Consider the following 11400-nt stretch of genomic DNA (forward strand, 5'->3'; position numbering starts at 1 on the left):
GTCTCACCACGCTCCGGCCGGGCACCCGCTCCGCGTTTTCCGGCGCTGCGCTCGCGCTTCCGGGCGGGCGCTCGGCGTATCCGGCCCCGCGCTCGGCGTTTCCGGGCCGACACCCGCGTTTCCGGGCGGGCACCCGCTCGGCGCTTCCGGCCCCGCTGGGAACCCCGGGCGGGAACCCCGGGCGGGGCTTCCGTACGCCGCCCCCGGCGCTCCCGTGCCGCGGGCGACACGCCCGCCGAATCAACAGCAGCTTTCCAAAAGTTAGCGCTTCCTCTAAGGTGGGTGTACCGACCGAACAGGAGAGTCACGGATATGAGCATCGTCGTCACCGGAGCCACCGGCCACCTCGGCCGCCTCGTCGTCGAGGGCCTGCTGGAGAAGGTCCCCGCCGACCAGATCACCGCGGTGGTGCGCGACGCCGGAAAGGCCGCCGGGCTCGCCGACCGCGGCGTACGGCTGCACGTGGCCGACTACAACCGGCCCGAGACGCTCACCGGCGCCTTCGCCGCGGGTGACAAGGTGCTCCTGATCTCCGGCAGCGAGATCGGTCAGCGCGGCCCGCAGCACCAGGCCGTCATCGACGCCGCCAAGGAGGCCGGGGTCGCGCTGCTCGCCTACACCAGCGTGCTGGGCGGCCCCGCCGCCGACTTCACCCTGGCCGATGAGCACAAGGTCACCGAGCGGGCGATCACCGACTCCGGTCTGCCGTACGTCCTGCTCCGCAACGGCTGGTACAACGAGAACTACACCGAGAACCTCGCCCCCGTCCTCGAGCACGGCGCCGTCGTGGGCGCCGCGGGCGAGGGCCGGGTCGCCTCCGCCTCGCGCGCCGACTACGCGGCGGCCGCCGTCGCCGTCCTGACCGGTGAGGGCCACGAGGGCAAGGTGTACGAGCTCTCCGGCGACACCGCCTGGAGCTTCGCCGAGTACGCCGACGTGGTCGCCGCCCAGTCCGGCAAGAAGATCGTCTACCGCGTCGTCTCCACGGAGGAGGTCCGGGCCATCCTCACCGGCTCGGGCATGCCCGAGCCGGTCGCCGCGATCCTCTCCGATGTCGAGGCGGCCATCGAGCGCGGCCGGCTGGCCGCCACCCCGGGCGATCTGTCCCGTCTCATCGGCCGCCCGACCACGCCCATCGCCGACTCGGTCGCGGCCGCGCTGAAGGGCTGACCCCGCCCCGTACCCACCACGGCCCGCCTGTCATCACCGTTGCCCGGAACGGAAATGACAGGCGACCCTCGGCGGCGCTACCTTCGGAGCTTCGGGCCCGGTCCGGGCCCTGCCATGCCGTCGGGGAGGGTGCCGTGACGCCGCAGGACCAGCAGGACCCCACCGATCGCACCGGCCTGCTCTACGGCTTCGCCGCGTACGCCATGTGGGGGCTGGTGCCGCTCTTCTGGCCGCTGCTGGAGCCCGCCGGCGCGGTGGAGATCCTCGCCCACCGGATGGTGTGGTCCCTGGCGGCGGTCGGGCTGGTGCTGCTGGTGCTGCGCCGCTGGAGCTGGGTACGGCCGCTGCTGCGGCAGCCCGGACGGCTGGGCATGATCGCCCTCGCCGCGACCGTGATCTCGGTCAACTGGGGTCTCTACATCTGGGGCGTCAACAGCGGGCACGTGGTGGAGACCGCGCTCGGATACTTCATCAACCCGCTGGTCAGCATCGCCTTCGGAGTGCTGCTGCTGCGTGAGCGGCTGCGGCCGGCGCAGTGGGCGGCGGTCGGGGTCGGTGCGGTGGCCGTGGGCGTGCTGTCGGTGGGCTACGGCAAGCTGCCGTGGATCGCGCTCACCCTCGCCCTCAGCTTCGCCACCTACAGCCTGGCCAAGAAGCGGATCGGACTGGGCGGGCTGGAGTCGCTGGCCGCCGAGACCGCCGTGCAGTTCCTGCCCGCGCTCGGCTTCCTGCTCTGGCTCGGGGCGCATGGCGGCAGCACGTTCGCGAGCGAGGGCGCCGGGCATGCGGCACTGCTGGCGAGCTGCGGATTCGTCACGGCGCTGCCGCTGATCTGCTTCGGGGCCGCGGCGGTGCGGCTGCCGCTTTCGGTGATCGGGATGCTGCAGTACGTAGCGCCGACCTTCCAGTTCGTCCTCGGGCTCGCCGTCTTCCACGAGTCGATGCCACCGGAGCGGTGGGCGGGCTTCGCCCTCGTCTGGCTCGCCCTCGCCCTGCTCACCTGGGACGCGCTGAGCACCGCCCGGCGGGGGCGGCGGGAGCTGGCCGCAGCCGCGGCGCGGGCGGCCGTGCTGTCGGCAACGGCAGCGGCGACGCCGGAGACCGATGCATCCCATGCAACGGATACCTCTGACGCAAACGGATACTTCTGATGCAACCGATGCATTGGATGCATGTGATGCCTCCGATGCATTGGATGCGTTCGATGCCGCCCCCGGCACCGGCGCGGCGGAGGCCGCCGTGCCCGATACCCGGCCGGGACCGATATCCGGCGCGTGATGTCCGGTTTCCGCCCTTGACGCGGAGTCAGTCACGCCCGGAACATCAGCGTCGCGCCACCACCGCTTCACCGCACGGTCGCTTCACCGCACGGTCAGTTCACCGCGTCTCTGCTTCACCGCACCGCCGTTTCGCCGCTCCATCGCCCCACGGGCACGTGCACCACACCGCGTCACGTCATTCCGTCCTGTCCTCGTTCGGAACCGGAGCCCCCCATGTCGTCATGCGCCGAGCGCCGCCCCCGAAGATCCTTGATACGCCGCACGGCCGCCGTGGCCGCCGCCGGTACGGCGATCGCCGCCCTGGTGTCGGCGGCCCCCGCCACCTCGGCCGCCGCACCGGCCCAGCACGCGGCGGACGCCCGCACCGCCCTCGCGGCGCCGGACATCTCCCTGGCCAACGTGAAGGCCCATCTGGCCCAGCTGCAGTCCATCGCCACCGCCAACAGCGGCAACCGCGCCCACGGCCGCCCCGGCTACAAGGCGTCGCTCGACTACATCAAGGGCAAGCTGGACGCCGCCGGGTACACCACCACCGTCCAGCAGTTCACCTCCTCCGGCGCCACCGGCTACAACCTCATCGCCGACTGGCCCGGCGGCGACACCAACAACGTGGTGTTCTCCGGCGCCCACCTCGACTCCGTCACCGCGGGCCCCGGGATCAACGACAACGGCTCGGGCTCCGCCGCGATCCTGGAGACCGCGCTCACCGTCTCCCGCCAGGGCGCGAAGCCCACCAAGCATCTGCGGTTCGCCTGGTGGGGCGCCGAGGAGCTGGGGATGGTCGGCTCCCGCTACTACATCAACAACCTGTCGTCCGCCGAACGGGCGAAGATCGACGGATATCTCAACTTCGACATGATCGGTTCGCCCAACCCCGGCTACTTCGTCTATGACGACGATCCCGGGATCGAGTCGGTGTTCAAGGCGTTCTTCTCCGCCAAGGGCATCCCCACCGAGATCGAGACCGAGGGCGACGGCCGCTCCGACCACGCGCCGTTCAAGAACGTGGGGATTCCGGTGGGCGGTCTCTTCAGCGGCGCCGACTACATCAAGACCGCCGCCCAGGCCCAGAAGTGGGGCGGCACCTCCGGCCAGGCGTTCGACCGCTGCTACCACCGCTCCTGTGACACCTCGAGCAACATCAACGACACCGCCCTGGACCGCAACAGCGACGCCATCGCCTACGCGGTCTGGACGCTCGGCGGCGCCTGATCCGCGGTCCCGGAATTTCGGGACCTCAGCCCCTCAGAACCTCGGAATCCGGATGACGTGCCGTGTTCGGCTCCACCGACACAGTGGCTCAGACAGGGCACCGGCGCAGACAGGGCACCGGCGCACCGGCTCAGGCTGTGATGTCCTTCGCGGTGAACCGGGCCCAGGCCGCCGAGCCGAACACGGCCACGTACAGCCCCTGCAACCCCATGTTCTTGATCAGCTGGTCCCAGTAGACCGGCTCGCGGAGGAGATCGGCGAAGCTGAGCCAGTAGTGCGGGAAGAGGTACGGGTGGATCGCGTGCAGCTGCGGGATGGTGTCCAGGATCTGCACGGTGACCACCAGCCCCACGGTCGTGGCCATGGCCGCGATCCCGCTGTTGGTCAGGGTGGAGATGAACAGCCCCGCCGTCGCGATCCCGACCAGCGACAGCGCCACCACGGCCGCCACGCCGAGGGCCCGGAGCAGGGCCTCCTCGAACGGGACGGTGATGCCCGAGATCAGCGTGACATCGCCGAGGGGGAAGAGCAGCGCCCCGGTCACCAGGCCCGAGAGGGCCACGATCAGGGTCGAGATCAGGCAGAAGGCCATGGTGGTGGTGAATTTGGCCAGCAGCAGCCGGGTCCGCCCGGCGGGGGCGACCAGCAGATAGCGCAGCGTCCCGGCGCCCGCCTCACCGGCGATGGCGTCACCGGCGATCACTCCGATCACCATCGGCAGGAAGACCGGCAGCGTCGCCGCCAGTGAGGCGAAGACCAGGAAGATCCCGTTGTTGGTGATCTGGGAAAAGAAGGCGGGGCCCTGTCCGTCTCCCGCGTGGCCGCCGCCGAGGTTTCCGCCATCGCTCGTCTCGATCTTCACCGCGACGCCGATGAGGATCGGGATCAGCGCGAGCACCCCGAGCAGGGCGCGGGTTCGCCAGCGGCGGAGGGTGGTGGTCAGCTCGGAGCGGAAGAGCGCCAGGGCCCACAGCGGGCTCGGGCGGCGCGTGCCGCCCCTCTCCCCGCCGGATGCGCCGGTGCCGTACGCGTCCCGTCCGCCGGTGCGGGCCCCGTCCCGCAAACCGGTACCGGCCGCCTCCGCCGCCCGGGACTCGGCCGCTTCCGCCGCCCGGGACCCGACGCCCACCTCCGGTACGCGGGAGTCAGCCGCACCCCGCGCTCGGGACCCAACACCCGCCTCCGGTACGCAGGACTCCCCTGCCTCCGCCGCGCGGGTCTCGGCCGCACCCCGCGCTCGGGACCCAACACCCGCCTCCGGTACACGGGACTCCCCTGCCTCCGCCGCGCAGGACTCGCCTGCCTCCGGCGCGCGGGACCCGACGCCCACCCCCCGTACCCGGGAGTCGCCCGCCTCCCGTGCGCCCGTACCGGCCGGTTCCGGTGCGCCCGTGCCCGCCGCCTTCCGTTCCTCAGCCCGCGACATCGAAGCCCTCCCCGGTCAGCGCGACAAAGGCGTCCTCGAGCGAGGCGCGTTCGGCCCCGAAGGCCCGGACCCGTACCCCGGCGCGCACCAAGGCAGCGTTGAGATCGGCCAGCTCCAGCGGTGTGTCGTCGGCGCCGGGTCCGGGCACCGGCAGCTCACCGGAGACCCGCTCGTCCAGGACCACCAGATCCGTCACCCCGTGCTCCTTGAGCACCCGGACCGCGTCCGCCGGGTCCGGGGTGGTGACGGCCAGCCTGCCGCGGCTGCCGGCCGCCAGCTCGGCCACCGTGCCCTGGGCGATCAGATGGCCCTGGGCCATGACGGCGGCGTGCGTGCACACCTGTTCGATCTCATCGAGGAGGTGTGAGGAGAGGAAGACGGTGGTGCCGTCCTCGGCCAGTTCCCGCACCAGGGCGCGGATCTCGCGCATGCCCTGCGGATCGAGGCCGTTGGTCGGCTCGTCCAGGACCAGCAGCTCACGCGGCTGGAGCAGTGCGGCGGCCAGGCCCAGGCGCTGTTTCATGCCGAGCGAGTAGGCGCGGGCCTTCTTCCCGGCCGCGGCGGCCAGCCCGACCCGGTCCAGGGCGGCCGCGACCCGGGTGGCGCGGGTGCGGGGGTCGGCGGTGGGGTCCGCGGCATCGAAGCGCAGCAGATTGTCGCGGCCGGTCAGAAAGGGGTAGAGGGCGGGGCCCTCGATGAGGGCGCCCACCCTCGGCAGCACGCTCCGGGCGGCGCGCGGCATCGGCTCGCCGAGCAGCCGGGCCCTGCCCGAGGTGGGCTCGATCAGGCCCATGAGCATGCGGATGGTCGTCGTCTTCCCCGACCCGTTGGGCCCGAGGAAGCCGAAGACGCTGCCCCGCGGCACGGACAGGTCGAGCGCGTCGACCGCGACCTGTCCGCCCCGGTAACGCTTGGTGAGCCCGCGGGTCTCCACCGCGGCGTCGTCCTCGACGGACCGCTGCTCCACGGGCTCCCCTTCGTCATGCGTCATGTCCGGGCCCTGTGGGCCCAGTGCCTCACTTGGCCGCGTCGGCGGCCTTGACCAGGGCGTCCTTGTCGACCGCGCCGACGAAGACCTTGCCGTCGTCGGTGAGCAGCGCGTTCACCAGCCGGGTGCTGAACACGGTGCCGGAGCCGAAGTCGCCCTTGACCTTCTTGCCGAAGCCGCTGAGGAAGCCGGAGGCCGCACCCGGGCCGCTGTCACCGCCGGGCGCCGTGGGCACCGCTGCGGCGCCGGGGGTGTCGAGCCGGGCGACCGAGTCCCAGCCCTTGCCGATGACGTTCAGCCCGGACAGGGCGCCCTGGGCGTCCTTGAACTCCTTGGCCCCGAAGTCCTTGGCGCCGTGCCGGCCGGTCTTGGGCTCCTCGACCTTGGCGCCCTTGGGCGGGGTGAAGTCGAAGGTACCGGCCTTGGGCTTGCCGAAGTCCACCTTGGTGAAGCCCACGTCGATGGCCGCCTTGCCGCCGCTCTTGGGGGCGAGGGTGAACTTCAGCGGAACGCCGTTCTCCGCGTCCACCGCGATGCGGACGGACCCGATCGTGGAGTCGCTGTTCTGCTTGGGCTTGATCAGCAGCTCGTACGCGTCCCGCCCGGCGACCCGGGAGGTGCCGTCGACCGTCACATCGGTGGTGTCGTCCACGGAGGCGAGCACCTTCTTGGCGATCTCCTGGGGCGTGGCGTCCCGCAGGTCCTTCGGCAGGTCCTGCCGGTGGTCGCCCTTGGCCTTGTCGCCCTGGGGGGCGGTGGAGTGATAGGCGGAGTTGCTCCCGCTGTCGTACGCCCAGACCTCGTCGCCGTTGTGGATCACGCTGTACTCGGCGGCGTTCTCGACGATCGAGACCCGCTGCTTGTCGGGGCCGTCGGCGGCCACCCGCAGGGTGTGGGAGCCGGACACCAGCTCCAGCAGCCGGGAGTCGGGCGAGGCGGACGCGTCGCCGCCCCGGGCCCCGCCGAGGTCGGCGATGGAGCCGCCGCCGGGGAGCGAGGGGATGCCCAGATCTGTGGTGATCTTCACCGAACCGGACAGCTGCTCGGCGTCCGCCGCCGCCATCTTGCCGATGAGCTCTTGCGCCGAGATCTTCGGCAGATCGGGGTCACCGGTGCTGGCGAGCGCCGGGACCAGTCCTATGGTCGCCGCCGCGATGCCCGCGACCGCGACCGGGGCGGCGTACCGGGCGGCCTTCTTGCCCCGTGATGGCCGCTCTTCGTCCCAGAAGCCGTCGTCGGCGACCTGTGTCGGTCGGATCCGTGCCATATGTGCTCTACCTCCGTCGTCGGCGGCGGTTTTGTCAGCTTGCACTCGTCCACCTCTCGGGCCATTGTCACCCGATCCCGCCATGTGGTGGTCTTTTCATCCCACCAAATCGATCGAGGTGGCGCGTCAGCCCGCAGGATCACCTCGGCGTAATGCTCGGGTATGACGCGCTCCGCCGGGAGTCAGGGACGGAGGGGGCACCGCGGTGCCCCCTCGGGACGTCAGCCCGCCCGGTGGACCACCGCGTCGCACAGCCCCTCGAGAGCCGCCTTGGCCGGGCCCTCGGGCAGCGGCGCCAGCATCGAACGGGCCTCCGCCGCGTACCGGATCGTGATCTCGCGGGCCTGCTCCAGTGCCGGATGGACGCGCAGCCGCCGCAGCACCTCGGCATGGCGCCCGTCGTCGGTGAGATCGCCCGCGAGCAGTTCGCACAGCTCGCGGTCATCGGCGGAGCCGGTCGCCTCGGCCTGCGCCCGCAGATAGAGCACGGGCAGGGTGGCGACGCCCTCGCGCAGGTCGGTGCCGGGGGTCTTGCCGGACTCATGGCTGTCGCTGGCGATGTCCAGCAGGTCGTCGGCGAGCTGGAAGGCCATGCCGAGCCGCTCGCCGTACTGGGTCAGGACGCTGACGATGGTCTCGTCGGCGCCCGCCATCATCGCGCCGAACCGCCCGGAGACGGCGATCAGCGAACCCGTCTTGCCGGCCAGCACATCCAGGTAGTGCTCGACCGGGTCCCGGCCGTCGCGGGGGCCCGCCGTCTCCAGGATCTGGCCGGTGACCAGCCGCTCGAACGCCTCGGCCTGGATCCGTACCGCCTCGGGGCCGAGGTCGGCCAGGATGTGCGAGGCGCGGGCGAAGAGGAAGTCGCCGGTGAGGACCGCCACCGAGTTGTCCCAGCGGGCGTTGGCGCTGGCGACGCCACGCCGCACTTCCGCCTCGTCCATCACATCGTCGTGGTACAGCGTCGCCAGATGGGTGAGCTCGACGACGACGGCCGAGGGCACCACACCGGGCGCATGGGGGTCACCGAACTGCGCGGCCAGCAGCACCAGCAGGGGCCGGAAACGCTTCCCACCGGCCCGCACCAGATGCTGGGCGGCCTCGGTGATGAAGGGGACATCGCTCTTGGTGGCCTCCAGCAGGCCCTCCTCGACCGCTGTCAGCCCGGCCTGGGTGTCGGCTTCCAGAGTCCGGTCCCGCACGCTCAGCCCAAAGGGCCCGACGAAGCTCACGGGGTACTCCTGTCTGCCTGCGAATGACGCGAATGTCGATGTGTCGCTGCCTCCACCATCAGGCAGCGTATCCGGTCGGGTATCGATCACTGTGGGCGCCTTCCCGCCTTGTAGCACCTCTCACCGTTCTCTCCCGAACCGACCACTTCACACCGCGGTATCGCGATCGCCGCAGATCATTCATGCCCCAGCCCCCAATCGGCCATCCGGGCCGGCCGTCCGGAGCGGCCCTCGGCCGGGCCGTCCGGGGCCTGACGGACAGGCCCGGGGCCGCGGGCGCGGGGCACCCGTCCGTACGCGGCGCCCACCCGCCCTCGCCGGCCGTGGTGACGCGCACTCCGTGCCGCGGGCGGACCGCGTCACCGGGCCGAAACCCACCGCCGCGGGCGGTCCGGTGAGGTGGAGCCCCGGGGCCGGCGAGCCGTGTCCGGCGCCGGGCCGGGCGTGGAACCCCGGAACCGACCGAGCCGTGCCCCACGCCGGGCCGGACGTGGAACCCCGGAACCGACCGAGCCGTGCCCCACGCCGGGCCGGGCGTGAAACCCCGGAACCGACCGAGCCGTGCCCCACGCCGGGCCGGGGCCCTCCGGGGCCGGTGACCGGTTCGGCACGGATCCCGGGCCCGGGGAAGCCCGGCGCCGCGCGGCCCATCCGGTCGCCCGTCGCGCCCGGCACACGGTCGACGGCCGCCGACTCACCTGACCGGCGCCCCCGCTCAAGGGTGAGCACCGGCCGGCCGTCCTCCCGCACGGCGACCCGGCCGATCCCCGGCCCCCGGGTGACCCGCACCTCGCCGCGAACGCCTTCCCATCGGCATGGGCGGCGGGCAAGGCGCCCCCGGGCGTGGGCACCCCGTGCCGGACACACAGCCCGTGCGGCCCCTGCTCGTTCGCCGGCCGCGGCGCCGGCCCTCCCGCGCTTAGGGTGTGGCCTGCGCCCCCACAGTGCCGAGGAGAAGGCGAGACAGCCCCGATGCCGCAGCGATCCCCCCTGGACCTGCCCGAAGGCGACCCCTTCGGCCCGCACAACCTCCCCTATGGCGTCTTCACCCCGCCGCACGCTCCTCATCTGCGGAAAATCGGGGTGCGCTACGGAGACCATGTGCTGGACGCCGGAGCCGCCGCGGCCGCCACCGCCTCCCCGCACGCCGAGCTGCTGGGCGCGGGCACCCTCAACCCGCTGATGGCCGCGGGACGCCCGGTCTGGCAGGCCGTCCGCGCCGAGGTGCTCGGCTGGCTCACCGACCCGGCGCACCGGCCGGCCATCGAGCCGCTGATGCACCCGCTGGCCACCCTCACCCTCCATCTCCCCTTCGAGGTGGCCGACTACGTCGACTTCTACGCGAGCGAACACCACGCCACCAACGCGGGCAGGATCCTCCGCCCCGACGGCGATGTGCTCACCCCCAACTGGAAGCACATGCCGATCGGCTACCACGGCCGGGCCGGCACCATCCTCGTCTCGGGCACGCCCGTCGTCCGCCCACGGGGCCAGCACCTGCCCCCGGCCGATACCTCCGCACCACACGTTTCCTCCCCCACTCCGGTCTTCGGCCCCTCCCGCCGCCTCGACTTCGAAGCGGAGGTGGCCTTCGTCGTCGGCGCCCCTTCCACTGTGAATACACCGGTGCCCCTCTCGGGGTTCCACGATCACGTCTTCGGCGTCTGCCTGCTCAACGACTGGTCCGCACGCGACATCCAGGCATGGGAGTACCGCCCGCTCGGCCCCTTCCTCGGCAAGTCCTTCGCCACCTCCCTCGCCGCATGGGTCACCCCGCTGGAGGCCCTCGCCGCCGCCCGCACCGGCCCTCCCGCCCGCGACGTCCCGCCCCTCCCCTACCTCGACGACAGCTCCGGCGAGCCCGGCGGACTGGATCTGCGCATCGAGGTCGCCCTCAACGGCCACACCGTCTCCCGCCCGCCCTTCTCCGCCATGTACTGGACCGCGGCCCAGCAGCTCGCGCACCTGACGGTGAACGGCGCCTCGCTGCGCACCGGCGACGTCTTCGCCTCCGGCACGGTCAGCGGTCCGCGCCCGGACGAGCTCGGCTGTCTCCTCGAACTCACCTGGGGAGGCCGCGAGCCCCTGCGCCTCCCCGACGGCACCCGGACCTTCCTGGAGGACGGTGACGAAGTGACCATCACGGCCTGGGCACCGGGCCCGCAGGGCACCCGCATCGGCCTGGGCGAGGTGGCCGGCCAGGTCGTCCCGGCCATGCCCTGACCGGCTGCTAATTTGTCGTGCTCCTGCCCCACCAATCGAGGAGAAGAACGTGAAGAAGGCAGTGAGCATGGCCGGCGCGGTGGCGGCGGCCGCCCTGCTGCTGACCGCATGTGGCAGTGACGGTGGCGACGACGAGAAGGACGCGTCCAAGGAGACCTCCTCCGCGTCGAGCGCCCCGGCGGAGGGGGGCGCGGACGCGAAGGTCACGGGCGCCTACGTGGCCAAGTCCGGTGACGGGGCCGTCATCCTGTCGATCAGCGGCGAGAAGGCCGTCCTGATCGCCGGCAAGCACACCTGCACCGGTGAGTACACCGACATGGGCGGGAAGATGCTGATGCTCAAGTGCGCCGACGGGAACACCGACCGCTCCGCGGGCAAGGTCACCCCCAGCGCGGACGGCAAGACCCTCACGGTCGACTGGGACGCGCTGGCCGAGAACGACACGTTCACCAAGGCCGCCTCGCCCAGTGACCTGCCCTCGGGCCTTCCGACGTCGTTCCCCTCCGGCCTCCCGTCCGACATCCCGACCAACCTGCCGACCGACCTCCCGACCGGCTGAGACACCGCGCCGGACACCGGTCCACACCTTCGAGCCCCTGGCG

General features: G+C 72.2%; 9 protein-coding genes. 5 read left to right on the forward strand and 4 right to left on the reverse strand.

Annotation, left to right across the window (positions count from 1 at the left end; genetic code table 11):
• The first annotated feature begins 312 nt into the window (after nucleotides 1-312).
• From AXW62_RS06035 to AXW62_RS06045, 3 genes are all read left to right on the forward strand, one after another.
• A complete protein-coding gene (locus AXW62_RS06035; protein ID WP_060943580.1) occupies nucleotides 313-1170 on the forward strand; it encodes an SDR family oxidoreductase in 858 nt (285 codons plus the stop codon).
• Nucleotides 1171-1304: 134 nt separating this feature from the next.
• On the forward strand, nucleotides 1305-2321 hold the full coding sequence (gene rarD / locus AXW62_RS06040; protein WP_060943581.1) for an EamA family transporter RarD: 1017 nt from the start codon (nucleotides 1305-1307) through the stop codon (nucleotides 2319-2321).
• Nucleotides 2322-2663: 342 nt separating this feature from the next.
• Nucleotides 2664-3662 (forward strand): M28 family metallopeptidase, encoded by a 999-nt coding sequence (locus tag AXW62_RS06045; RefSeq protein ID WP_060943582.1) that lies wholly within the window; start codon nucleotides 2664-2666, stop codon nucleotides 3660-3662.
• Between the two features lie 130 nt (nucleotides 3663-3792).
• On the opposite strand, the gene AXW62_RS06050 is transcribed toward AXW62_RS06045, so the two are convergent.
• The 4 genes from AXW62_RS06050 to AXW62_RS06065 form a co-directional block, all read right to left on the reverse strand.
• On the reverse strand, nucleotides 3793-4725 hold the full coding sequence (locus AXW62_RS06050) for an ABC transporter permease (RefSeq protein ID WP_060943598.1): 933 nt from the start codon (nucleotides 4723-4725) through the stop codon (nucleotides 3793-3795).
• Nucleotides 4726-5074: 349 nt separating this feature from the next.
• Complete coding sequence (locus AXW62_RS06055) at nucleotides 5075-6079, reverse strand: ABC transporter ATP-binding protein (RefSeq protein WP_060943583.1); 1005 nt, start codon at nucleotides 6077-6079, stop codon at nucleotides 5075-5077.
• Nucleotides 6080-6104: 25 nt separating this feature from the next.
• On the reverse strand, nucleotides 6105-7343 hold the full coding sequence (locus tag AXW62_RS06060; RefSeq protein WP_060943584.1) for a LolA family protein: 1239 nt from the start codon (nucleotides 7341-7343) through the stop codon (nucleotides 6105-6107).
• 221 nt (nucleotides 7344-7564) lie between these two features.
• A complete protein-coding gene (locus tag AXW62_RS06065; RefSeq protein ID WP_030834933.1) occupies nucleotides 7565-8575 on the reverse strand; it encodes a polyprenyl synthetase family protein in 1011 nt (336 codons plus the stop codon).
• Nucleotides 8576-9547: 972 nt separating this feature from the next.
• Here AXW62_RS06065 and fahA point away from each other — a divergent pair.
• Both fahA and AXW62_RS06075 read left to right on the forward strand, forming a co-directional pair.
• Nucleotides 9548-10798 (forward strand): fumarylacetoacetase, encoded by a 1251-nt coding sequence (fahA, locus tag AXW62_RS06070; protein WP_060943585.1) that lies wholly within the window; start codon nucleotides 9548-9550, stop codon nucleotides 10796-10798.
• Between the two features lie 49 nt (nucleotides 10799-10847).
• Nucleotides 10848-11357, forward strand: coding sequence for a hypothetical protein (locus tag AXW62_RS06075; RefSeq protein ID WP_060943586.1), 510 nt, complete (start codon nucleotides 10848-10850; stop codon nucleotides 11355-11357).
• Nucleotides 11358-11400: the final 43 nt, after the last annotated feature.

The organism is Streptomyces hygroscopicus subsp. hygroscopicus (genome assembly GCF_001553455.1).
Lineage (GTDB): Bacteria > Actinomycetota > Actinomycetes > Streptomycetales > Streptomycetaceae > Streptomyces > Streptomyces hygroscopicus.

Coding starts and splice junctions, on each gene's coding strand:
- AXW62_RS06060 (WP_060943584.1), bottom strand. CDS start 7,343: ATGGCACGGATCCGACCGACACAGGTCGCCGACGACGGCTTCTGGGAC.
- fahA (WP_060943585.1), top strand. CDS start 9,548: ATGCCGCAGCGATCCCCCCTGGACCTGCCCGAAGGCGACCCCTTCGGC.
- AXW62_RS06055 (WP_060943583.1), bottom strand. CDS start 6,079: ATGACGCATGACGAAGGGGAGCCCGTGGAGCAGCGGTCCGTCGAGGAC.
- AXW62_RS06045 (WP_060943582.1), top strand. CDS start 2,664: ATGTCGTCATGCGCCGAGCGCCGCCCCCGAAGATCCTTGATACGCCGC.
- AXW62_RS06035 (WP_060943580.1), top strand. CDS start 313: ATGAGCATCGTCGTCACCGGAGCCACCGGCCACCTCGGCCGCCTCGTC.